The 23493-nt window shown below is 43.3% G+C and carries 27 protein-coding genes; 9 read left to right on the top strand and 18 right to left on the bottom strand.

The window, feature by feature from the left end:
- Positions 1-52 precede the first annotated feature (52 nt).
- From C6Y02_RS15720 to C6Y02_RS15705, 4 genes are all read right to left on the bottom strand, one after another.
- Positions 53-2239: a DNA topoisomerase III gene (locus C6Y02_RS15720; protein ID WP_066031304.1), complete on the bottom strand. Its 2187-nt coding sequence runs from the start codon at positions 2237-2239 to the stop codon at positions 53-55.
- Between the two features lie 72 nt (positions 2240-2311).
- Complete coding sequence (locus C6Y02_RS15715) at positions 2312-3367, bottom strand: tartrate dehydrogenase (protein ID WP_106031657.1); 1056 nt, start codon at positions 3365-3367, stop codon at positions 2312-2314.
- Positions 3368-3466: 99 nt separating this feature from the next.
- The gene (locus tag C6Y02_RS15710; RefSeq protein ID WP_060595572.1) at positions 3467-4399 is read right to left on the bottom strand and encodes a DMT family transporter; all 933 of its coding nucleotides are present in this window, start codon (positions 4397-4399) and stop codon (positions 3467-3469) included.
- A complete protein-coding gene (locus C6Y02_RS15705) occupies positions 4389-5216 on the bottom strand; it encodes a helix-turn-helix domain-containing protein (RefSeq protein WP_106031656.1) in 828 nt (275 codons plus the stop codon). Before C6Y02_RS15705 ends, C6Y02_RS15710 begins: the two co-directional genes overlap by 11 nt.
- 154 nt (positions 5217-5370) lie before the next feature.
- Between C6Y02_RS15705 and C6Y02_RS15700 the strand changes: the two genes are divergently transcribed.
- Together C6Y02_RS15700 and C6Y02_RS15695 are read left to right on the top strand one after the other, a co-directional pair.
- Complete coding sequence (locus C6Y02_RS15700) at positions 5371-6045, top strand: GntR family transcriptional regulator (protein ID WP_060595571.1); 675 nt, start codon at positions 5371-5373, stop codon at positions 6043-6045.
- 136 nt (positions 6046-6181) lie between these two features.
- On the top strand, positions 6182-6478 hold the full coding sequence (locus tag C6Y02_RS15695) for a DUF3817 domain-containing protein (protein ID WP_034664017.1): 297 nt from the start codon (positions 6182-6184) through the stop codon (positions 6476-6478).
- 39 nt (positions 6479-6517) lie between these two features.
- On the opposite strand, the gene C6Y02_RS15690 is transcribed toward C6Y02_RS15695, so the two are convergent.
- The gene (locus tag C6Y02_RS15690; RefSeq protein WP_223256596.1) at positions 6518-6874 is read right to left on the bottom strand and encodes a hypothetical protein; all 357 of its coding nucleotides are present in this window, start codon (positions 6872-6874) and stop codon (positions 6518-6520) included.
- A 276-nt stretch (positions 6875-7150) separates the two neighbouring features.
- Here C6Y02_RS15690 and C6Y02_RS15685 point away from each other — a divergent pair, with 276 nt between their 5' ends.
- Entirely contained in the window at positions 7151-7369 is a 219-nt protein-coding gene (locus C6Y02_RS15685) for a hypothetical protein (RefSeq protein WP_060595569.1), read from the top strand.
- 13 nt (positions 7370-7382) lie between these two features.
- Positions 7383-7565: a hypothetical protein gene (locus C6Y02_RS15680; protein ID WP_034664023.1), complete on the top strand. Its 183-nt coding sequence runs from the start codon at positions 7383-7385 to the stop codon at positions 7563-7565.
- Between the two features lie 480 nt (positions 7566-8045).
- Here C6Y02_RS15680 and C6Y02_RS15675 read toward each other — a convergent pair whose 3' ends face one another.
- Together C6Y02_RS15675 and C6Y02_RS15670 are read right to left on the bottom strand one after the other, a co-directional pair.
- Entirely contained in the window at positions 8046-8468 is a 423-nt protein-coding gene (locus C6Y02_RS15675; RefSeq protein WP_012008953.1) for a pyridoxamine 5'-phosphate oxidase family protein, read from the bottom strand.
- A 293-nt stretch (positions 8469-8761) separates the two neighbouring features.
- On the bottom strand, positions 8762-9631 hold the full coding sequence (locus tag C6Y02_RS15670; protein WP_106031655.1) for an SDR family oxidoreductase: 870 nt from the start codon (positions 9629-9631) through the stop codon (positions 8762-8764).
- Positions 9632-9786: 155 nt separating this feature from the next.
- On the opposite strand from C6Y02_RS15670, the gene C6Y02_RS15665 reads away from it, so the two are divergent.
- Complete coding sequence (locus C6Y02_RS15665) at positions 9787-10398, top strand: class I SAM-dependent methyltransferase (protein ID WP_060595568.1); 612 nt, start codon at positions 9787-9789, stop codon at positions 10396-10398.
- Positions 10399-10414: 16 nt separating this feature from the next.
- Here the strand turns inward: C6Y02_RS15665 and C6Y02_RS15660 are convergent, their stop codons facing one another.
- The 3 genes from C6Y02_RS15660 to C6Y02_RS15650 all read right to left on the bottom strand — a co-directional run bounded on the left by C6Y02_RS15660 (position 10415) and on the right by C6Y02_RS15650 (position 14437).
- Positions 10415-12502, bottom strand: coding sequence for a BglG family transcription antiterminator (locus C6Y02_RS15660; protein ID WP_106031654.1), 2088 nt, complete (start codon positions 12500-12502; stop codon positions 10415-10417).
- 130 nt (positions 12503-12632) lie between these two features.
- Entirely contained in the window at positions 12633-13715 is a 1083-nt protein-coding gene (locus C6Y02_RS15655) for a C45 family autoproteolytic acyltransferase/hydrolase (RefSeq protein ID WP_060595567.1), read from the bottom strand.
- Between the two features lie 89 nt (positions 13716-13804).
- On the bottom strand, positions 13805-14437 hold the full coding sequence (locus C6Y02_RS15650; RefSeq protein ID WP_066031309.1) for a GDSL-type esterase/lipase family protein: 633 nt from the start codon (positions 14435-14437) through the stop codon (positions 13805-13807).
- 403 nt (positions 14438-14840) lie between these two features.
- On the opposite strand from C6Y02_RS15650, the gene C6Y02_RS15645 reads away from it, so the two are divergent.
- Complete coding sequence (locus C6Y02_RS15645) at positions 14841-15476, top strand: FMN-dependent NADH-azoreductase (protein ID WP_034283819.1); 636 nt, start codon at positions 14841-14843, stop codon at positions 15474-15476.
- Between the two features lie 45 nt (positions 15477-15521).
- On the opposite strand, the gene C6Y02_RS15640 is transcribed toward C6Y02_RS15645, so the two are convergent.
- From C6Y02_RS15640 to C6Y02_RS15605, 8 genes are all read right to left on the bottom strand, one after another.
- Entirely contained in the window at positions 15522-16283 is a 762-nt protein-coding gene (locus tag C6Y02_RS15640; RefSeq protein ID WP_106031653.1) for an IclR family transcriptional regulator, read from the bottom strand.
- A gap of 14 nt (positions 16284-16297) precedes the next feature.
- Positions 16298-17311: a 5-oxoprolinase subunit C family protein gene (locus tag C6Y02_RS15635; RefSeq protein WP_106031652.1), complete on the bottom strand. Its 1014-nt coding sequence runs from the start codon at positions 17309-17311 to the stop codon at positions 16298-16300.
- Positions 17308-18054 (bottom strand): 5-oxoprolinase subunit PxpB, encoded by a 747-nt coding sequence (gene pxpB, locus C6Y02_RS15630; protein ID WP_060595562.1) that lies wholly within the window; start codon positions 18052-18054, stop codon positions 17308-17310. Before pxpB ends, C6Y02_RS15635 begins: the two co-directional genes overlap by 4 nt.
- A gap of 18 nt (positions 18055-18072) precedes the next feature.
- A complete protein-coding gene (locus tag C6Y02_RS15625) occupies positions 18073-18864 on the bottom strand; it encodes a putative hydro-lyase (protein WP_106031651.1) in 792 nt (263 codons plus the stop codon).
- A 5-nt stretch (positions 18865-18869) separates the two neighbouring features.
- Complete coding sequence (locus C6Y02_RS15620) at positions 18870-20087, bottom strand: NRAMP family divalent metal transporter (protein ID WP_066031313.1); 1218 nt, start codon at positions 20085-20087, stop codon at positions 18870-18872.
- A 26-nt stretch (positions 20088-20113) separates the two neighbouring features.
- Positions 20114-20872 carry a LamB/YcsF family protein gene (locus C6Y02_RS15615; protein ID WP_106031650.1) on the bottom strand — a complete coding sequence of 253 codons (759 nt, stop codon included), beginning with the start codon at positions 20870-20872 and terminating at the stop codon, positions 20114-20116.
- 175 nt (positions 20873-21047) lie between these two features.
- Entirely contained in the window at positions 21048-21827 is a 780-nt protein-coding gene (locus C6Y02_RS15610) for a Cof-type HAD-IIB family hydrolase (RefSeq protein ID WP_411266005.1), read from the bottom strand.
- A gap of 103 nt (positions 21828-21930) precedes the next feature.
- The gene (locus C6Y02_RS15605) at positions 21931-22200 is read right to left on the bottom strand and encodes an excalibur calcium-binding domain-containing protein (RefSeq protein WP_080769491.1); all 270 of its coding nucleotides are present in this window, start codon (positions 22198-22200) and stop codon (positions 21931-21933) included.
- A 184-nt stretch (positions 22201-22384) separates the two neighbouring features.
- Between C6Y02_RS15605 and C6Y02_RS15600 the strand changes: the two genes are divergently transcribed.
- From C6Y02_RS15600 to C6Y02_RS15590, 3 genes are read left to right on the top strand one after another with little or no spacing between them, the layout of a single operon-like run.
- Positions 22385-22762 carry a VOC family protein gene (locus tag C6Y02_RS15600; RefSeq protein ID WP_066031314.1) on the top strand — a complete coding sequence of 126 codons (378 nt, stop codon included), beginning with the start codon at positions 22385-22387 and terminating at the stop codon, positions 22760-22762.
- 25 nt (positions 22763-22787) lie between these two features.
- Complete coding sequence (locus C6Y02_RS15595) at positions 22788-23081, top strand: DUF5316 domain-containing protein (RefSeq protein ID WP_106031648.1); 294 nt, start codon at positions 22788-22790, stop codon at positions 23079-23081.
- A gap of 24 nt (positions 23082-23105) precedes the next feature.
- On the top strand, positions 23106-23345 hold the full coding sequence (locus C6Y02_RS15590) for a DUF2651 family protein (protein WP_060595556.1): 240 nt from the start codon (positions 23106-23108) through the stop codon (positions 23343-23345).
- Positions 23346-23493: the final 148 nt, after the last annotated feature.

Raw genomic sequence — 23493 nt, 5'->3', positions numbered from 1 at the left:
ATGCTCGGTAAAACTAAAAAACCCATGCGTTTCCGCACGGGCTTTTATAAAACTATTGATCTAATTTTAATTTCTTTAATTGTTCAGCTAGTGCATTATTAATTGGTTCTTCCACTTTCTTTTGTTTCTTCAAATATTTAGACACATCGTGCTTACTGGCTTTCTTTTGATTGGATTGAGATTTGCGTTTTTCGAAGACAGACAGTTTTTCTCTATGGCCGCACACACAAGCAAAGATTTTGCCATCGCCTTCTCCGCGCAGCTCGAGCTTTTTATGACAGTTCGGGCAGCGTGCGTTTGTTTTCTTCGCCACATTTTTACGATGGCCGCATTCCCGGTCCTGGCAAACAAGCATCGTTCCATGTTTTCCATTCACTTTCAGCATCAGTTTTCCGCAGTCTGGACAATGGGTGCCAGTGACATTGTCATGCTTAAAGGTCTGGTTCGTCTGTTTGATTTCAGATACGGCTTGTTTCGCATATAATTTCATTTCACTCATGAATTGAGAAGCTTTCAATTGCCCTTTTGCGATTTTAGAAAGCTTTTGTTCCCATTCCGCTGTTAACGCAGGAGACTTTAAGTCTTCAGGCACTAAAGAGAGCAGCTGCTTTCCTTTCGATGTGATGAAGATGTCTTTGCCCTTTTTCTCGATTAGGAAGCTATTGAACAGCTTTTCAATAATATCTGCTCTTGTTGCTACTGTCCCTAGACCACCTGTTTCACCAAGGGTTTTCACTAAGTCTTTTTCCTCTTTCTGCATAAATGCCGCTGGGTTTTCCATGGCAGATAATAGGGTCGCTTCATTAAAACGTGCAGGAGGTTTCGTTTCTCCTCTTGTTTCTTTCAGCTGTCGTACGTCTAGTGACTGTCCTTCTGAAAGCAGCGGCAAATGTTGATCCACCTCGGCTGATTCCTCTTCTTCATAGGAATCATCGTACACGGCTTTCCAGCCAGCTGATTGCACGATTTTCCCTTTTGCTGTGAACGTTTCACTGCCTATTTTGGCGATAACCGTTGTTTCTTCGTACTCAAAAGGATTCATGAGTACCGCAAGGAATCGTTTGGCAATAAGGTCATATAATTTACGCTCTTTATCACTTAATGCACCTGGATACAGCTCTTCCTCGGTTGGAATGATCGCATGGTGATCTGACACTTTTGCATCATTGACGAAGCCTTTGTGCGCTTTTACACCTGATTGTAAAATCCGGTTCACATGCTGCGCATATGGTCTGACGTTCATTCCTTTTAAACGATCTTTTAATGTAGGAACGATATCCGCTGAAATAAACCGTGAATCTGTACGTGGATATGTCACGAGCTTATGCTGCTCATACAATCGCTGAAGCGTAGATAATGTTTCTTTTGCTGAGAAGCCATAGCGTTTATGCGCATCACGCTGTAATTCAGTCAGATCGTACAGGCCCGGTGCAAAAGCTTTTTTCGCTGTTTTTTTCAACGCATCAACCACTGCTGGTTTTCCTTCGCATGCTGCCAAGCGCTCTTTGATCACATTCTCTTGGAATGTCCGGTTTTGCTTTGTTTTGGCATCCTGCCAGGTCAAAGTCAGTCCATCTACTTGTGCAATCAATCCATAGAACGGCTTCGGCTGAAATTGCTGAATGTCTTCTTCTCGTTTGGCGATCATGGCAATCGTTGGTGTTTGTACCCGTCCGCAGGAAAGCTGTGCATTGAACTTGGTTGTCAGCGCTCTTGTTGCGTTGATGCCGACAATCCAGTCTGCTTCTGCACGTGCAACTGCTGAGCGATACAGGTTATCGTATTCTCTGCCGTCTTTTAATCGTTTGAAGCCTTCTTGAATGGCTTTGTCCGTGACAGATGAGATCCATAGTCGTTTCAAGGGCTTTTTCACATGTGCTTTTTCAAGAATCCACCTTGCGACAAGCTCCCCTTCACGTCCAGCATCTGTTGCAATGACAATGTCTTTGACATCTTTTCTCGCAAGCTGCGCTTTCACTGCTTGGAATTGTTTTCCTGTCTTTTTCATCACAACAAGCTTAAGCGGCTCTGGAATGATTGGTAAATCCTCTAAACGCCAGGATTGAAATTCTTTTCCGTAGCCTTCTGGATCAGCCAGTGTGACCAAATGGCCAAGCGCCCATGTCACAATGTATTGATCTCCTTCTAAAAAACCATTTCCTTTTTTATGACACTTCAGCACACGCGCAAGGTCACGTCCTACTGAAGGTTTCTCTGCTAATACAACTGTTTTTGACACTAGATTTCACATCTCTTTCTTCTATCCATCCTTTTATTATAGCAGACGTGGAGATGCGGTTCTAATGACGGATTATTTCTTCAATCGTTTGATGATTTCGTTTGTGACTTCTTGTGTTTGATAGGATCCGCCGATGTCCGCTGTTAAAAAGCCGTCTGCTGTGACTGATTCGATGGTGCTGAGAAGGTGCGTACCCAGCTCTTCCTCTCCGAAATGATCAAGCATCAGCTTAGCAGTCCAAATTTGACCGATTGGGTTGGCGATTCCTTTTCCCGCAATGTCTGGAGCTGATCCGTGTACAGGCTCAAACATGGATGGGTATTTGCCATTTACATTGATGTTGGCGGCAGGCGCTACGCCAATACTTCCCATAATGGCTGCCCCAAGATCTGTCAAAATATCACCAAACAAATTACTGGCCACAATCACATCGAATTTTTCTGGTCTTGTTACAAAGAAGGCTGAGAGCGCATCAATGTGCTGAGAGTCTGCTGCCACCTCTGGATAATCCTTTGCTACGTCTTGAAACACTTCATCCCAAAAAGGCATGGTATGGACGATCCCATTCGATTTGGTTGCACTCGTCACATGCTTTCGTCTTTTTTCTGCTAATTGAAAGGCAAAACGCATCGCACGCTCTATCCCTTTTCTTGAGAACACTGCATTTTGAACAGCAAGCTGATCTTCTCCTTGATAAATACGGCCTCCAATTTCACTATATTCACCTTCACCGTTTTCTCTGACAACTAGAAGATCGAAATCCTTTGGCTGCGTAAGCGGTGAGCGAATGCCGCTCAGCTGTTTTGCAGGTCTGACGTTTATCACCTGTTCAAATTCCCGCCTAATCTTAATAAGCAGTCCCCAAAGCGATACGTGATCCGGCACTAAATTGGCATCTCCGACAGCCCCTAAGAAAATGCTGTCAAAGGCTTTCAGTTGATGTAATCCATCCTTTGGCATCATCTCGCCATGCTCTAAATAATATTCACAGCTCCACGGAAAATCCTGAAAGGTAAAAGACAAACCGCCATGTAATTCTGACACCGCTTTCAATACTCGTATGGCTTCAGGTACAACTTCCTTCCCAACCCCGTCACCTGGTATCGCCGCAATTGAAACATGCTTCATTCATTTCTCCCCCTTTATCGTCGGTCGACCGTCGACCGTTTAAATTTGAGTTTACTAGAGAGTTCATGTTCTTTCAATGGACAAAAGACGCTTTTTTGATCAAAGCGCCTGTTTATCCTGGAAAAGCATCGAGGGTTTCTGTTTCTTCCTCCCCGCATCTTTTTTATCTGAAAGCAGCAGTCCTCCTAAGGTCAGTGCCGTTCCGAGTACAGACATGAGGGTCAATCTCTCATGAAGAACGATCATTGAAATGACCATCGTAATAATAGGAACGCCATAAATATACACACTCGATTTCACCACACCGAGCGTTTTCACCGAAAAGCTCCATGTTAGAAAACAAATGGCAGATGCGAACAGGCCTAAAAACAGCAAGTGAAAGGCAAACGACGGGTTCGTCAATCGCTCCCAGTCTAAACGAATCTTAAAATGCCAGATCAGGGGAAGCATCCAAAGCAAGCCGTAAAAAAAGACACGCCTCGTCACTTGAATGATATGGTATCCATATTGGTTGATCATTTTCGATAAAATAGAATAGAAGGCCCAGACAATGGTCGCCGTTAATGCTAGCACATCACCGAGTGGATTCAATTGGAACGTCGTCATTCCATTAAAGCTAATCAGCACAATGCCTGTCATCGCGATAAAAAAGCCTATGAAAAATCGGCGATGCAGCGGCTCATCTTTCAATAAAAAATAAGCCAATAAAAATGAGAAGAATGGCACAACTGAACTGATGACACCTGCATTCGAAGCGAACGTATAGGTGAGTGCGACATTTTCTAAAAAATAGTATAAGACCACACCGCATAATCCTGCGAGCGCAAACATCGCTTCATGCTTTTTACGCTGCACCTTCATGGTGACCGGATAGATCATCATCAGAGCCAAATACCCAATAAAAAAGCGAAAAAATAATATCTCTGTGGGAGAAAAAGCAGTTAATAATATTTTGGTTGAGATAAAGGTCGAGCCCCATAGAAAAATAGTGAACATGGCCGCTAGATGACCAAGCAGCTGTTTATTTTTCATCTGCTGTTACCTGCTTTGCAAAAATTTGCTGATATTGCCCTGGGGTGAGCCCAATAAATTCTGAAAAGAAATGACTCAAGTGACTTTGATCAGAAAAACCAGCGGAGACTGCCACATCTACAGGCTTCACTCCTTGGGCGAGAAGCTCCTTCGCATAGTTCACTCTCACTGTCTGTAAATAACGATACGGCGTGATCCCTCTGTATTTTGTAAAAGCACGAAGAAGGGAGTATTTGTTCATAGACACAAGCTCTCCTAAGTCGTCTAACGAAATATTTTCCGTGCGGTATGTTTCAATATATTGCTGTACATCTTGGACTTTCTGTTCGGCGGCATGCGCTGCTGACGCTTTTTCCTCTGATGTATCAGCATAGGCTTCAATCAGCTGCTTCATAAAGAAATAAAACGTTTCCTGTTTATTCAAAGCTGGAGCTTCTTCTGTGATCATTTGATGAAGATCATATAATGGCTTTGTCAGTTCACTTTGTGAAAACACAGGGGCTTTAAAATGTGGCTTGTGCTGAAACATTTTCTCTATGACATCTGCTTCTATATTTAAACAACGATAATCTAGTGTCCTGTGATCAATCTGCTCGCAAGCGTGATTGTCATATGGATTGAAAAGAAGGATGTCTCCCTTTTCAATGATGTATTCTTCATTTTGGCAGATCAAACGTCTTTGACCGTCCTCAATAAATCCAATCACATAGTATGTATGAAAATGATTCGGGAACTTTTGCATGATGCCATGAAAGCGATACGCCTCTATTTGCAAGTCCTGATCAAAATGTACCGTTCGTTCTTCTTGTGTTTTCATGTCGATCCCCTCTTTCACTGAACTGATCATTAGTGTAGCACACCCTTTTTCTCTTGAATTGTACGATATTGACTTTTCCGATGCAGGCTTGCCTAGAGGGAAAAACTTGGATAACATGAGACAAAAGATGATGTGTAAATGAGGGAATGACGGGATGAATTCATTCGAGATGAAAAGACCAGCACCATACCATATGCAATTTTATGAACAGCTGAAGCAAATGATATTTGATGGGCAGTTTCAGCCAGGGGAACGCATCAATGAGACACAGCTTGCCAAACAATTTGGTGTAAGCCGATCACCGGTTAGAGAGGCGATGAGGCTTTTAGAAAAAGATGAGCTCTTGATCGCTGATCATCGGTCAGGCTACTCTGTCTATACGTTAACGGAAAAAGATGTCGAGGAGCTTTATCAAGTTCGAATCGCCCTAGAAACGCTAGCTGTTGAGCTTGCATGCAAGGAAGCCGCGCAAAGAGAGCTGGATGATATTGAGCAGGTCCTCAAGCAGGCAGACGGAGCAATCAAGCAGCAGCTGCCATCTAAAGAAATCGTCCAGTTACATGAAGCCTTTCATCAAAAAATTATTCTAGCGAGTCACAATCACCGCTTATGTAAACAATTGAATCATGTGAATGCACTCATTCATTTTTGCCGTATCTTTCATTTTAGCGGCGGAGCGCGTGCTGAGACGATTCAAAAAGAGCATGCTGCCATTTATTCTGAAATGAAAGAGCGCCGCTCCACAGAAGCCGTTCAAGCGATGACGGATCATTTATTACATGATGTGATGCACTTAAAGCAAGTACTCTCTGAAACAAACAAGGATTAAGTGATTTTTCCTTTTTCCCATTTTTTAAGCATTACATGAACATATTTTGAATTTTTCGTAGATTTTAGCATGTCCAGACGATCTTTCGTTTATATTAGAAGATGAGAAACTAGCTTTTATACAGGAGGATTTGTATATGCATACAAGTATTAGCCGTCTTCGACAGGCGGGTTTTATTGAGGGTATGTCTCTTTTAACCCTTCTTTTAATTGCCATGCCTCTGAAATATTTTGCGGATATTCCGATGGCAGTCACCATTGTAGGCTCTCTTCATGGCGCATTGTTTGTCATCTATATGCTTGTTTTGGCATATGTGACTTTTAAAGTTCGCTGGCATTTGAAATGGTCCATCGCTGGTTTTTTTGCGGCGTTCATTCCTTTCGGCAACTTCGCCTATGATAAGGTGCTCCGCCAGTATGATACTAAAGCTTAATCAAAAAGGGCTAAAACGAAATTCGTTTTAGCCCTTTTTCTACACGCTGAATCCTTCCATTTCTCCTGTAAACACGAGCTGTCCATTCCATTGATATGTATTCGTTTTTAAAAATGATGGGATCTCTATTTTTTGTTGAACGAGCTCTTTCTTTTCTCCGCTTGGAGTTAGTTTCTCGATCACCATTTGCCCGTCTTTATTCTTTAAAGCAAGTAAGAGATTGTTTCCTTGAATGGATGACCACATTTCATTAAACGGATCGCTTGCTGTGGTCCATTCACTGATTCTTTTTCCTGAATGAGGATCATACATTGCAAAATGGAGCTGCTGGTCTTTTGATACAGCACTCACCACTCGCTTTTCTTTCATCAAATGTAAAAATTCGTTTGACGTCATACTCTGTTACTTTCCCGGTTGACAAATATCGGTAATGGTTCCACACCAAGACACTAATAATGATAGCTGGAATAAAGAAGACAATATACCTGAGGAAAATATCACTGGTATTCTTTTCACTTGATCGCTTCTTTCATGAGGTTCCTTTATCTTATACGTCAGTGCAGCGAATGTTTCATGCTAGAAGAATACCATTCCATCCTTTCAGTTCCATATTTTACAAACTTTGTTGTTTGCGATAAAATCCAATCAAATTCAAAAAAGGAGTTTTTCTCATTGGATAAGCTATCTTCTATCTTTCTAGCGGCTTGGCTGCGTGTTCCTCGTTGGTTCAAGCAATGGGTGCTCGTATCCATTTCCATTTTCTTTTTTTATATGTGTTTTGTAAAGGGGCTGACTAGCTGGCATACCTTGCCGCCCATCACTTTGCTTACGTGTGTCATTGCTTCCTTCTTCATTTGGATGTTGTGGCTAAAAGGTCAAAAAAATAAGTGAAATGGGGAAAATCATGAAAGAATCCATTAGTTATTTTGCTATCTCTTTTGTTCTGCAATGGGTTTGGTTTGGCATCGTGCACCCAAATAAAGGCGTGACACTCCTAGACATGTTCATCTTTTCTATTTTGTTTGCGGTGATGTTCTTTTTTATCGGGCGGATTTGGCGTTATCAGAAGAAAGGAAGAAGTGAGTGATCATGAAATTGACCCAATGAAAAAGGCTGCCAAATAGATGGCAGCCTTTTCCTTGCTCTTTTCATGCAAATAAATAATCAATGTGTGATCTCCGTTACGGAGTGTATGAATTAAGATTCGATCATATCAGTGTGTCATATGTGTTCCGAGTGAACCTACGTTTGAAAGTAAACGCCATGGAAGTTCTGGATAACAAGACAACGAAAGCCCTACCTCTCATTCGTCCTTACGGCTCCGAAGCCGTGCCAGTGTGAATTGTAAATCAAAACGTCTTTTTTCCACTCTTCCGCTTTTATAGGGGGCGGGTGCAGAAGGAAAAGAATAAGTTTGTTCGCTTTGACAGCGTCTCGTTCTTATCAAGTAGAAGCTCTATTGCTTCTCATTATGTCATAGAAAAAAGAAAGTTTACTTTCTTTATTTATTTGCTTATTTCAACACTTAATATAAAACTATAACACATTCCCCCAGCTTACGCAAGTGTTAAAGTGATAATTCTGCCGGCGTACGGCTTCCTTCATTCATGTAACGAATGGAGGTTGGATCAATCTTCAGAATCACTAGGTTCGGATCATCTTTTCCTTTAAACCATTTCTCCATCTCCTCAGACCAAAGGCGGTCGATCAGTTCTGGATCATCAGTTAATGTTGCGGTACCTGCGATTTCTGCATACGTGTCACCGAATCCTTCACCTGAATAACCAATGAGAATATGGACATTCGGGTTTTTTTCAATTTCGTCTGCTTTATGTGTTTCTTTGCTCGTTGGTGTATATAATGTCAGCCCTTCATGGAAAAAAGTCATGTAGCGGGTATGCGGCTTATCCTGTTCAACGGTCGCCAGTGTTCCGACCTTTTGTTCATCTAATAGGCTGAGTACCTTTTGTTTTAATTCTTCTTGTGACATATCGTTTCACTCCTTCAAATTTCATCCGTACTCTTAGGTTTCCACGACAATCCATTCATTAAACAAAGAAATGTGTTTTTCATAAAAAGAGATCTTCTGGCTGATGCTATAGAAAACAGGCTCAATGAAGGGAGAAGTTGAACATGCATCATGAAACGATGTTCCATTTGAGTTCACTTGTCATTGCGGCAGTTGTGGTGGGCATTATCGTATGGTCTGTCTCATCTGTGCAGAAGAATCGCAAGAAATACTAAACACACCGCCCAATCAAAGCTGGGCGGTGGCGCTATTGATCATGTATTCATAAAGGAACCGCCGTTGACGTGAAGTGTTTGTCCTGTCATATAAGACGATTCGTCAGAAGCAAGCAGCACATAGCAGCCGACATGCTCTACAGGCTGTCCTGGTCTTCCCATTGGGGTTTCTGCCCCGAAGCTTTCCACACTATCCTCATCAAATGTAGATGGAATGAGCGGCGTCCAAATTGGACCTGGCGCTACACCGTTCACCCGAATCCCATCTTTCACAAGCGACTGTGCCATAGAACGCGTAAAGCCGTTGATGGCCCCTTTTGTCGCCGTATAATCAATCAGCACTTTGTTGCCTCGATATGGGTTAATGGATGTTGTATTAATAATTGTACTTCCCGGTTTTAAGTAATCCAGTGCTTTCTTCGTAAAATAAAAATAAGAATAGAAGTTGGTTCTAAAGGTTTGGTGAAGCTGTTCACTAGAAATATCCTGAATCCGTTCTTTCGGATGCTGTTCAGCCGCATTATTCACTAAAATATCTAATTGCCCAAAGGCTTCAACTGTTTTTTCTACCGCTTTCTCGCAAAAGGCTTCGTCACCGACATCTCCTGCAATCGTTAAACATTTAACGCCTTCCTGTTCTATGCGCTTTTGCGTATCCTTTGCATCCTCATGTTCATTTAAGTACACAATGGCGACGTGTGCACCTTCTTTTGCATAGGCAACAGATACAGCACGTCCAATTCCACTATCTCCGCCTGTAATCAGTGCGACTTTCCCTTTGAGCTTGCCAGACCCTTGATATGATTCATCCTCAAAGATCGGCGCAGGATTCATTTCTCTCTCACTGCCTGGCTGCTGATCCTGTGTTTGGCGCGGAATGCCATTTGTTAAGTATTCACGTAAATCCATGTGTAAGCTCCTCCTTGATTTTTTGATGTATCCTTTCATTACCACCTCTTTTTTTTACTCAAACATCCCTAAACTGCACAGATGCGTTTTGTAAATCGGCATGTTTCAAGATGGGAAAAATCGGTTACATGATCATTAAAAAGGAGCGTTCTCAAATGCTGTCAACCATTTCGAAAACCTTTAGCAGACCAAAAGGCTGGCTCGGAAGCATCGCAGGCTTCATTATGGCAAATGAAAATAAAGCATTGAATCAGTGGGCCATCCAGCACTTAGATCTGACAGATAGTGAAAACATTTTGGAAATCGGCTATGGGCCCGGCTACAGCATCAAGCATATGCTTAAGCATTATGAAGATCTTCACATTGATGGTCTAGATGCCTCCGCCACCATGCAGGAGCAAGCACAGTCGCGCGTCAGCAAACGGTCAAAAGACAAACAGGTCCGGCTGTATGTAGGGAAAATCGAGAAAACACGCTTGCCCGGAGAGCAGTATGACAAAGTACTGTCTGTCAACAACTTTACGATTTGGGATGATCCAAAGACTGGCCTACTCAACCTTTATCACACGTTGAAACCAGGCGGAAAACTTGTCATTGTGATGCAGCCAAGAGAAAAAGGTGCTGACGCCAGCCGGACAAAAGAGATGGGTGAAAACATATTGAATGACTTACAGTTTGCGGGGTTTGACCATTTTTCTGTTGAGTATGAGGAAATTCGTCCAACACTTGCTGTCTGTGTCACAGCCAAAAAGCCGAGAAGCGAATAAGCTCTCGGCTTTTTTCTTACCATTTTGCTTCTTTTACAAATTGATAGAACAGCTGATGCAATTTCTGTTCAATCTCTTCCTTTACTCCCTGTCCATAAAGCACCATGCTTTCCTCACTTTCAATGATGGATGAACTGATCAGACTAAACATTTCAGACCCTTCCTTGCCAAGCTTTTGCGGCGCCAGCATCATAAGCATTCGTGACATCATTTGCTGCCCGCCGTCCATGCTTTTCACCTCGTATGCCTGATCAAGATCGTAAATATGAAAGATTGGTTCCTTGATGAATACATGCTTTAAATGAAAAAGAGCAAATTCTGTACCAGGAATCCCTAAACCGCCTTGCTGTTCACGTTCCAGTAAGCCGCTCGCTACATCATCCGCATGTGTGATAGCTCCTTCTTCTTCAAGCTGACGAAGCAGCTGCCTGATTGTTGCCTCATGCTGCGGCAGCGTCTCTCTATTTTCGATGGTAAAATGGGACAAGATGCTGCGAATCACAGACATATAATTCGTCACCTGCTCTGCAACCGCCATCATATCAACCGTTTCTTGCACAGATTCTTTAACAGCTTCTTTTGTTCTTTTTTTCTCGATCATATAAGGGATCTTCCGTTTAATATGAGCTTTCACACGCATGGCGTCATCCTCGTTTAGGAGCGGACTGACCATGATGTAATCGATATGGTCATATGGGATCGGAACAGTCGATACAATCATGTCATAGCTTGATGCATCAATTTCCTTTAGCTCCATTAAGGAGGATAAATCGAATTTGGCGATCTCCGGTAATTCTTTTTTTAGCCGCGAGGCGAGCATTTTGGAGGAACCAATCCCGCTTGAACAAACGACCAATGCATGAATGTTTGTTTCTTCTTTTTTGATTTCAAGCACTGAGCCAAAGTGAAGCACTATAAAGGCAATTTCATCCTCTGGAAATTCAATCTCTGGAAAGAAACGCTCGACTCCTTCTTCAATCGCCATGAACAGCAAAAAGTAGTCTTTTTTTATTTGTTGTGTGAGCGGATTATAGATTCTCATCTTTTCCTTTAAACGGTTCATGGCAGGTTCAAGATGAGACACGAGTCCCTCATACAATGAATCATTCTCATTTAAATGATAGCCGGTTTTATTTGAAATAAAATCAATGAGCTTCTTCGTTCTAATTGCGATATCCAGCTCGATTTCATCAATACGGTATTCTGCCCCAAAGCTGCGATTTGCACTGCGCAGGTGGATGGTCATATAACCGACCTCTGCTTCAGGAATCTCCACATTAAACATGCGTTCAAGTGCTCTTGCGATTCGCTGAGATGATTCAAATTCTTTCGTCCGCTTTAGTTCAAGCAGCTCTTCCTCTTCCATTCGAATGGTTTCACCAAGCTGAATCCGTTCAATGGCATAGGTTAAGTGAACGACAAGCGCAATATAGGCACTATCAGATAAAGAGAGTGACAGTCTATTTTTCAAATGAAAGAGCAGTCTTTCTACCTTAAGCAGCTGCCCTCTGCTGACAACGCCAAACACCTTTTCCGTCGCTTTCGTTCGATGTTTGATATTCATTTCAATTGTTTCTAAAAATAATTGAATATCTAGCCGGTCAACAATAAGGTTCCCGACAATCTTTCGTTTTGCTTCTTCCGGTCCTTTTAATTCAATGCCATACCCGCGTTTTCGGATCAGCTGCAAACCGTAAGGAGCGATCCACTCTGTCAGTTCATCTAAGTCATAGCTGATGGTCGCATTTGTTACCTGCAAATCGGCTGCGAGTGTATATAATTTCACCGGTTCCTTTGCTTCAAGCAGGGCACATAATATTAAGAGCTTCCGTTCGTCAGAGCTATATTCAATTTGATCCTCATTTGACATATGAGCAAGAAGCCGCTGTTTATCCTCCTGTTCACCGACTGCCTTCAAGCCTTTCCCCGGCTGTTTATCTAGTGAAAGATCATAATTCTTTAATATGGGCTTAATCGATTTTAGTTCTCTATGAATCGTTCTTGTACTCACCTGAACAGAATCGGCTATCTCACGAATGGTGACATAACGATTTTGCTGAATGATGTATTTGATGATCTTCTGTTCTCGTGCCGTTATGTACATGAAATGCCTCCTTCTGCAAAAATAGGTCTATTGTCACACCTTAATATAAAACGCTTTCAACAAACGATGCAATCTTAAGTTGATCTGACTTTGGCAAATGGGCTGTGACAAAATTAAATACAACGTCCGATCATACGTTTCTCCAAAATGACGGTCCATGATCCTTTTGATGAAATTGAACCTTTTGTTCATGAAAAGGCAGTGAACCCCCAGCTTTTAAAGAATACGTCGGGTTGTATACTGGAGAGCCAAAGCAATAATCCATCGTTCCTTCCTCCGGGCGGAAGATGACGGTTCGCATTGTTCCGAACAGCTCCTCATAATTGTGCACAGCCAGACCATCAGGATATTCTGTCTTGAACAGCTTAGCAAGAGAATCACTTGGTCGTCGTTGTTCTAAAGCCTTCATTAACATGTCGTATCTGACAATAGAATGATGTTTTGTCATCCCTTTTGCTGTTTGATCAGCAATCGGATGATTTGTGGCTGCAATATAACCTGCCTCCGGTCTTCTGACCATTTTGCGACCATCAATGATTTCAATCACAGCCGCTTCTCCTTTTCGATCGGCAAGCATGAGGTGAACATTTGAGGCAACGGGCATTTCCTGAATAGAGTGAATGGCTTCCTCAACCGTTCTACAGTTTTCCAGAACAGATCGAATCACATGATACACTTGCAAACCGGCAACTGCTGGAACCTTTAAACCGGCTTCATTTCCAACCGGCGGACCACAAGCAGAGAATGTGACAGAAAGACCATGCTCATTCATCCCATCAGATCTGCCAAACAAGAGCAGCGACGAGCCTGTATGACATGCCAAGCCCTTCACATGTGTCGTCACAAGACGCATATCATCAAATATCGGGGAGAAATCATAGTTACGCAGCATGACCGTTTGTTGACCGGCCGCCATATTCCCCTGCCTCACGCAGTGGGAACAGCCTGGCTGAAGATGAGATGAATAGAAAAAGGTCAAATAACGCTCATCTAATTGCAGTTCATCACAAAATCCAGCTATCTCTTCTTCTAACTGAGGAAGATAAGGGCGCATCAGCTGCTTCGTTTCCTTCACAGCCTCTTTTTCTAGCGGTTCTGTTCGAATATATTGTGTCTGTAGCAACGGGTTCTCCTTAAGCCAGACAGCCTGCTGCTTTCCTACTTCATAAGCGGTTCCTGTCATTTCATGAAAATATGCACTGATCTCCTCCATGCCTGCACACCTCTTTCGCCTTCGTTTCTTTTATCATATCGAAACCGTCATTTATTGAAAAGGATGAAAAAAACTGCAACCCCAACGGATTACAGTTGTTTACAGGATTGTTGAAACAATGCTTTTGCCATTGCTTCATATCCTTTATGGTTCGGATGAAATTGATCAATCGATAAGTAATCTCTTTCATGTCCCTCAAACGCCCGGTACACATCCACAACCTCTACATGCGGATTTGCAGCAAGCAAGCGAAGCTGATGATTGTATTGCTGAAGCCACCGCCCGGCTATTGGTATTTGCGGAAAAGGATTATATAAATTCATGAGATACACGCAATAGGGCTGCTTCTGCCCTCTTTTGATCTGAGCGATTTCTTGAATCATTTTGCTGAAATTTGCTTGGCAATGCAGCGTCGCTTGCAGCAATTTCTTTTCATCTTCACCCTCTTCATACTGCTGAACAGCTTGAACAAGGTCATTCCCGCAGCCTGTGATGGTGATGATGTCAGCTGGTGCAATAGCACGCCTCACATCAGATCGTTTGAACAGCTGTAAAATCTGATCCGTCGTTAACCCTGACTTTGCAAATACGGACAGCTCGACTGACGCCTGTGTCTTTTTTTCAAGCATCCATTGATACCGCTCAGCGAAGCCTCCGCCAAATAAACGTGCCCCCACTCCCACTGTTAAGGAATCTCCAGTCGCAACATAGGATCGTCCCACTCTTATCCCTCACTCTCTCCTGCCTTCTCTTATATATACGAAATCGGAGAACAGATGCTTGTAGCAGATGGCTTAGGGGCATTCATCTTTTTTTCGTGAGACGTCTTTACAAACTCTTTACTTGCGAGATCGACTGTTTTTTTGTTCAATAGGAGTAGGTTTTTATGATGAAATCCGTATCTCCAAGCGTTTCAAAAAAATTTACAAACTTTTTATCTTGATTTCGAGACTTTATACCTTGACTTCAAACTACATTGTGATTACAATGAAAATATCAGTTTTTATGTAACTGTGCTTGTTACATCTTTTTCATAGCATTCCAATATGATTAAAGATGCCACATATTCAGTGTATCTTTGGGATACACTAAAAAAAACACTGAAACAGAAAGGATTGAATGAACATGGCAAAAGTTTTATACATCACTGCACATCCGCATGATGAAACAGTTTCTTACAGTATGGCTACTGCTAAAGCATTTATCGAATCTTATAAGGAAGCAAACCCAAGTGACGAGGTTGTACATATCGATTTGTACAAAGAAAACATCCCTCACATTGATGCAGATGTATTTGCTGGCTGGGGCAAGCTGCAATCAGGTGCTGGCTTCGATACACTTTCAGCTGAAGAGCAAGCGAAAGTTGCTCGCCTAAACGAATTAAGCGATCAATTCGTTTCTGCTGACAAATATGTATTTGTTTCACCACTTTGGAACTTCTCATTCCCACCAGTTCTTAAAGCATACATCGACTCTGTTGCTGTAGCTGGTAAAACATTCAAATACACTGAGCAAGGTCCTGTTGGATTATTAACAGACAAAAAAGCTCTACACATCCAAGCACGTGGCGGATACTATTCTGAAGGTCCTGCTGCTGAACTTGAAGCAGGCCACCGTTACCTTGGTACAATTGCGAGCTTCTTCGGAATTCCTTCCTTCGAAGGTCTTATCGTTGAAGGTCACAATGCTGAACCTGCGAAAGCAGAGCAAATTAAAGCAGATGCGATCGAACGTGCAAAAGCTTTAGGAAAAACTTTCTAATAAACTGAACGCGAAAAGCCAATGATCTTAACGGTCATTGGCTTTTTATTTGTTTAGATGAAAGCCTAACTCTCTAGAGATACCACTCGCGGCTTTTTTGACCTGCTCAATTAAATATGGAAGGCGTTCCTTTTGATAGCCTGCTTCAAACCCTGCAATGCTAATACCTGCTGCGACTTCTCCAAGGTGATTGAAAATAGGGGCTCCAACCGCAGCGGTATAGTTTTCAAGCTCCGAATAGCTTAACGTATAGCCCCTTTCATTTGATTCATCCAGTATGTTTCGAAGAACCTCTTTATCTGTAATGGTCCCGATTCCGATTTTCCCTAGCTCAATCGAATCAATATAAGCGAGTCTCTCGTGCTCTGGCAAAAAGGAGAGAATACTTCTTGCACAAGCACCCGCATATAGGGGAGAGCGCCTGCCGACGGCGGTGTAGAGACGAACAGGCTGCGTCCCTTCGATTTTATCCACGTAAATGGCTTCGTCTCCTTCACGAACGATGAGCTGTACAGCTTCTCCCACTTCATCCCGCAAGCCTTCCATAAATGGTCTTGCAATTCTCCGAATATCAAGGCGGTCCGCCACAAGCTGACCGTATTCAAGAAACATCAGGCCTAAACGATAAACACCTGAATCATGTTTTTCTAATAATCCCATATCGGCTAACGAGCTCGCCATGCGGTGCACAGACGTTTTCGGCATGCCGGAGAGCTCGATCATTTCATTTAACGTTAATTGGTCACGAGCGATAAACAGCCGCAAAATCTCCATTGATTTCACCACGGTTTTATTTGTATTTTGCATGTCCATCCCCTTTTCTAAACGAATGCTTCCAGCTTGATTCTGGCAGCCAGCTCCTTCAATTCTGCTTCTTGCTTAAATAGCGCCTGCTCTGCGTCCTGATGATCGATTCGCTTAAAATACAGATTCGCCCCAGGCATCGCTTGTGCAATGAGCGGCAGATCGACCGTCGCTACTTCTCCAATACGCGGGTATCCTCCTGTTGTTTGCCGATCTGCCAGCAGAATAATCGGCTGGCCGTCAGGAGGAATTTGAATAGAACCAAAGGCAACCGCCTCTGAAATCAATTCAAGCTTTTCTTTTAAATGAACCGGCTCCCCCTTCAAGCGGCAGCCCATGCGATCTGATTGAGGCGTGACTTGGTAAGGCTGTTCGAAAAAGGTGTGTTGAGATATTTCTTGAAAAAAAGAAAGATGTCTCCCTGGCAGCACCCGAATCACGGGCGATTTCCGCAGCGGCAAAAAATGCGTATGACTTACAGTCCAATCGGGTGCGCTGTACGCCGCCTGTTTCACTTCGCTTTTGAGCCTATCAGACAATCGATCCGCTACGATTGAAGGCTTTCCAATGGACAGGACGTCTCCTTTTTCAAGCGGACGTCCGTTCAGTCCACCTATTCCTGCTCTCACATAGGTGCTTTTGCTCTGCATGACCGGCTCCACATCGAATCCACCTGCCACAGCAAGGTAAGCGCGGCAGCCTCTCTTACAAGGACCAAAGGTGATCGTGCTTCCTGATCGAACAAAGAGCGGCTTCCATAAAGGGGCTGGCTCTCCATCGATGTCGATTTCCACATCAGCGCCAGTCACTGCAATAAGCTCATCCTTTTGACACGTCAACACAGGACCCGGCCCCATTAAAGTTATTTCCATTACGGCTTCGTTTTCCTCGTTGCCTGTGAGAATGTTGGCAATTCTAAGTGAGAGCGGGTCCATGCCGCCGCTCGTTAAGACGCCATACTTTTGATAGCCTTTCCGACCTTTATCTTGAATGGTTGTGAACATTCCTGACTTGATGACATGAATACTCAACGTTCTGCCTCCTTCATGCTGAAAAATTCCTTTTCAGACATTTGGACAAATCTGACCTCGTCCCCTGCTCTCAATAGACTTGGGACTTTCTCGTCTGGGTAAAAGAGTGGCAGCGGGGTTTGTCCAATGAGCTGCCAGCCGCCGGGTGTGGAAATGGGGTAAACGCCGGTCTGCTTTCCCGCAATGCCGACAGATCCTTTTGGAATGGACATTCTCGGTGTTTCCCTGCGCGGGGCTGCGATCTTTTCAGACAGCCCGCCTAAAAATGGAAACCCCGGGGCAAATCCAATCATATAAACAAGATACGTCCCTGCGGTGTGAATACGCACGACTTCCTCAGGTGTTAAACGATTGATCCGGGCGACTTCTTCTAAATCAGGTCCCAGCTCTCCCCCGTAGCAGACTGGAATATCGACGATGCGGCGCTTCGACTGAACCCCCTCCTGCCATTTCTCTTCAAGAAGTGTTTCAATATAGTTTTTCACCCATTCATACGGAGACAAGTCCTTTTTTTGAAGGTGGGCAGATTGATGAACAGTATAAGGCTCGTAAAAAACAGTCACGTTTGTAAAGGCTTGAACAGCTTCCACATATCCGGCAAAAGGATGCTGCTCAATACACGAAAACAGCTGCACAACACGCTCATGAATCTCTTCACATATGTCTGCTCCTGCTTGGATAACGATCGCTGCATCTCCTAGCGGGTGGAAGGTGATAAAATCTTTTATCGTTGAAAATGCCACTTGAGGATCCCTCTCTTTCTAAAGCACACCGAGCTGTTGATCTCTTTGATCTGTGATGAACATATGCCCAGGTGCATGGGTAATCGCAATGTCTGGTTTTGTATGCATGACAATGGCCTGCGGCGTCACACCACATGCCCAAAACACCGGGACTTCTCCTTCTTTGATCACAGATGGTTCTCCAAAGTCCGGCTGATCCACATTGGCAATTCCAATCATCGCTGGGTCGCCTATATGGATGGGGCCGCCATGAACTGACGGGAATCTAGACGTCACTTGTACACTTCTTGTAATCTGATGCGCCGGAATGGGCCTCATGCTGACAACCATCGGACCATGAAATACCCCTGCTCTTTCACAAGAGATATTCGTTTGATACATCGGAACGTTATGACCGTTTTCAATATGGCGAACAGGGATATCATTCAGCATGAGCGCATGCTCAAACGTAAAACTGCAACCGATGAGAAAGGCAACCATATCATCCTCCCAATAAGCAGAGATATCTGAAACCTCTTCTTGAAGAATCCCTTTTCGGTAAATACGGTATTTAGGAAAGTCCGTACGAATATCTGCTTGGGGTGCCGACCGTCTCGGCACTGGATCACCCGGCTCCAGTACATCAAGCAAGGGGCATGCAGCCGGATTGCGCTGACAAAACAAAAGAAAGTCAAAGGCAAGTTCCTTTTTAACGATCATTAAATTGGCTTGAGCATATCCCTCTGCTAAACCCGCCGTTGGTCCTTTGATTTCTTTTTTACGAATCAACTCTCTGATCTGTGAAGGCTCATATGTTTGATCAATACTCATTCAAATCAACTCCATAGTTTCGGGATTTCAGTCATAATGGTATATCCGCCCATCAAAGCCATGATGATGACAACCAATGCACCTGACGCTGTCAAAAAGAATGGATGACGGTAATCGCCGACAATTTCTTTCTTATAGGCCGCAACCAGCAAGGTGCCAAGTGCGAGAGGTAAAATCAATGCATTGATCGCCCCAACTAAAACTAATATGTTCACAGGTCGTCCGATCGTAATAAAACAAATAGTAGAGAGGGCAATAAAGCCGATGATAATGCCACGTTGATTTTGCTCAATTTTTGGCGAGAAGGTTTTAAAGAAAGAAACAGATGTGTAAGCCGCTCCAATAACCGATGTAATCGCCGCAGCCCACATAATGATCCCGAACATTTTATATCCAACATTTCCAGACGCTAACTGGAATACAGAAGCAGGCGGATTCGCTGGATCAATCTGTAAACCCTTTGAGACCACTCCTAGCACGGCTAAAAATAAAGCGACACGCATCACAGATGTAATCAGGATGCCGAAAACAGAGCTTTTTGTCACTTGAGGAAGTGCATCCTTCCCTTTAATTCCAGCATCCAATAGACGATGTCCGCCAGCAAAAACGATATAGCCGCCAACTGTCCCCCCGACAAGTGTCACAATCGATAGAATATCAATTTCTTCTGGGACAAATGTTCTGAGTGCTGCTTCCCCAACGGGCGGTGCTGTTGAAATCGCCACATACAGCATCAGGCCGATCATGACAAAGCCTGCTACCTGTGTGAAACGGTCCATCGCTTTTCCAGCCTCTTTGATCACAAAGATCAGAATGGCAATGACAGCACTGACCCCTGCTCCGATTCGCGGATCGACTCCGAAGATGACCTGAAAACCGAGACCAGCACCAGCGATATTTCCGATGTTAAAGGCAAGTCCCCCAATGACAATCAAAAAGGCCAGCACATAACCGAGCCCCGGCAGAACCATATTCGCAATATCCTGACCTCGCTTTTCTGACACGGCGATGATGCGCCATACATTCGTTTGTGCAAAAATATCCAACAAAATAGAGATGAGAATGACAAACCCAAAGCTAGCCGCAAGCTGCTGTGTAAAGACAGTCGTTTGTGTTAAAAATCCCGGTCCTATTGCGGACGTCGCCATTAAAAAGGCTGCGCCCATCAGCATAGAACGATTCCCCTTTGGTGCCTTCGTGTGCTTGACTTCCTCTTTTTTCATGCTGTTTCCCCCTTTGATGACGATTTTTATTGAAAGGCTTTGAGATGAATACTCGCTTCTTTTAGTTTCGATGTAATGGTTTTGGCAAATTGAAGCGCATGGCTGCCGTCTCCGTGAATACAGACCGTATCTGCTTTAAGCAAAATATCTTCCCCTTGAACGGTACGAACCTTCCCTTCTCGCACCATACGAACGACCTGCTGAACGGCCCGTTCATCATCTTCAATGAGTGCATGTGGTTCGCGGCGGGATGTCAGCGTCCCGTCTGCTTGATAGGTCCGATCAGAAAATACTTCATGAGCCACTTGAAGGCCAATTCTCTCACCTGCTAACGCAAGTTCACTGCCTGAGAGACCGAATAACACAAGACTTGGATCGACATGATACACAGCCTTTGCAATCGATTCAGATAATTCAGTATTTTTAGCCGCCATGTTGTAAAGGGCGCCGTGCGGCTTGACATGCTGCATCGTGCCGCCTTCTGCCTTGAGAAAGGCTGATAGAGCGCCAATTTGATAGACGACGAGATCATAGACTTCCTCTGCCGAGATCGCCATTGGACGTCTGCCAAAGCCGACCAAATCTTGCAAACCTGGATGCGCACCAATTTGGACCCCTTTATCCAGCGCCATTCTGACCGTTTTTCTCATGACCGTTGGATCTCCTGCATGAAAACCGCAAGCAATGTTGGCTGACGTGACATATTCAAGAATTTGTTCGTCCGCACCGATTGTGTATTGACCAAAGCTTTCTCCCAAATCACAGTTGATATCCACTTGATACATAGGATCCCTCCTTGTTGTTCCGAATAACGGAATATAAAGTCCGAATATTCGAATTTATATTGATTATATCAATTTTGGATAGATTGCACATGACATTGTCAGAAAACATAACAATAGAACTAGGAGAAATTAAAAAAGCGAGAGGATATCGCCTCTCGCTTTTTCATCATGTTCTTTATTTAGATAGCACCCAATGTTGGATGGCTTTTGCTACACCGTGTTCTGTGTTAGGAGCTGTAATCCAATCAGCGGCTTCTTTCACCACTTCTTGCGCATTTCCCATCGCAATTCCTAATCCGGCTTCTTGAATCATGGCCATATCATTTAGGCTGTCGCCAAGTGACATGACATTGTCCATCGTACAGCCAATGCGTTCTGCTACCTTCGCAAGAGCCGCAGCTTTGTTAATTCCTGCTGCATTGACTTCGATATTGGTCGGACTTGAATTTGTGATCTCTAGATGCTCATTTGCTTTCAATGTATTAAGTACTTCCTCACGAACGTCATCATCATGAATATCAAAGCCAAATTTCAACCATTCATAGTCATGAATTCGTTCTGGGAATTCACCTCTCCACACTTTCTCCACAGTGGAAGCCCAGTAATCGGTTTCGAACCTATTTTTTAGATCCCACATCATTTGGACGTGATCAGGATGCAGCAGATCTCGTTCGATCAGCTGGAAGTTTGAATCCCAGATTTCACTTCCATTTGCTGTCACAAGGTAAGAAGACAGCTTAAGCGGCTCAACCAGCTCTCGGCATGTCATCAGCGTCCGCCCTGTGCTAATGACCACATGGACCCCTTTTGCTTCAGCATCTTTAATGGCTTGTTTATTTTCCTCTGGAATGACGTGTTCACTGTTTAACAGCGTGCCATCCATATCAATGGCAATCAATCGGATGTCTTTCTTATCAGCTTGTATGGACAAATTGAGTACCCCACTTTGTATCATTTTTTGTAACTATCTTTATTTTAATATAAAGAGGAAGCTGGCACAAAGGGACGAGTTTGATCCCATAGAAAAAAGACCTTGTTACAGGTCTCTTTGCATTGGCTTAGCGTTCACACGCAATGCCGTCTTTATCACGGTCAAGTCGCATATTTTTTTGGTAAAGTGCTTTTGACACATACGGCTTGTACTTTGTTTTGCCGCCTTTGTTTTTCGTGTTTTTGCTTTTTGCCACGCCGCCTTTATAGACTTTGTTCAGTGCTTTGCAGTTTTTGTAGGACTTGACCGTTTTTGCATCTGCAGTGTGGGTGTCGACTTGTGTAAAGCTTAGTAAAAGACCTAATGACAAGACAGCCACCATGATTTTTTTCAACATGTATGATCCCCCTATTTTTTCTATTTTTACATTTTTATCATATGTCACCACTTTTTGTTTTTCAAGACTATTGCGCTAAAAAAAATGATTTTTTTGGAATAAAATGTGCTTTATCTCCTATGTGGTACAATGAGTGGGAAACCTTTCCGTTTTTGACACGTATATGAAAAGAGGAGTTTTTCACATGAAAATGAAATATACCATTCTATATGTAAACGATGTTGAGGCAAGTATTCATTTCTATCAACATGTACTTGGCTTTCCTATGAAACTCAGGGTTGAATCCTATGTTGAGTTTGACACGGGGGACGTGACATTATCAATTAATTCACGCCAGGATGTCAAAGATGCACTTGGATTACCTGTCCCTGAAGCAAATCAATCCTCTCAAACGTTTGAGATAGGGTTTGTTGTGGATGACGTGGATCAAACCATTGCATCAATGAAGGAAAAAGGGGTTCCGATCATCAAAGAACCTGCAAAGAAACCATGGGGTCAAACCGTCGCTTATGTCGCTGATCCTGATGGGCATTTCATTGAAATATGTGATGCCATCTCCTAATCTTCTTTGAAGGAAGTGAATCAGCATGAGAAAAAAACATGCCTTTATCGCCGGTGTTTGCTCAATGATTGTGATTTGCAGTGCCGCTATTATTTTGCAGCACCATGAGTGGATAGGGTGGATCAGTGGTGGAATCTCTATTATTGGCGTCATGATGTCTGGACTTCTAATGGGGGCTTGGACAAGCGGGGAAGAAACGCGGGCAGCCTATCATTCTGAAACAAAAGAGCACCGCATATGGCGTCTTGATACGGCTTTTCTTTTGATGATCTTTGCAGTTCCGCACATGGCTGCATCGGTCTTATATGTTTTGATGTAATCACTTGTTAAAGGAGTTAGCAATATGGCTGTTTTTGTCTTATTCATTGTGTTCGGCTTTCCCATTATTTCCGTGCTGATTGGCATTTTTGGCACAATGCTTTTGAAGAATGTTTGGATGCCGACTTTGATTGTCCTGTTAGCCAGCGTCATTCTTATGTACACATACATTGGCGGGGATGAATCCTTTCTCATTTGGGTCGTCATCTACACCGTCTTTACGTTGATCGCTGCATGGATGACAAAGCGGTTTCGATTCAAGTAAAAAAGAACAGTTTGCACTGTTCTCAGGCTGTCGAGAAAATCTCGACAGCTTTATTTTTTCCTTAAACTTTCCATCTCCTCATTTTATAATAGAGAAAAACCCACTTAAGGAAGGTGTTTTTCTCATGTTCCACACTAGAAATTCTTCT

This window comes from Bacillus sp. NMCC4 (assembly GCF_002998555.1).
Lineage (GTDB): Bacteria > Bacillota > Bacilli > Bacillales > Bacillaceae > Bacillus.
Note: the sequence above shows the minus strand (reverse complement) of the source record. Positions and strands in the feature narration are given on the sequence as shown.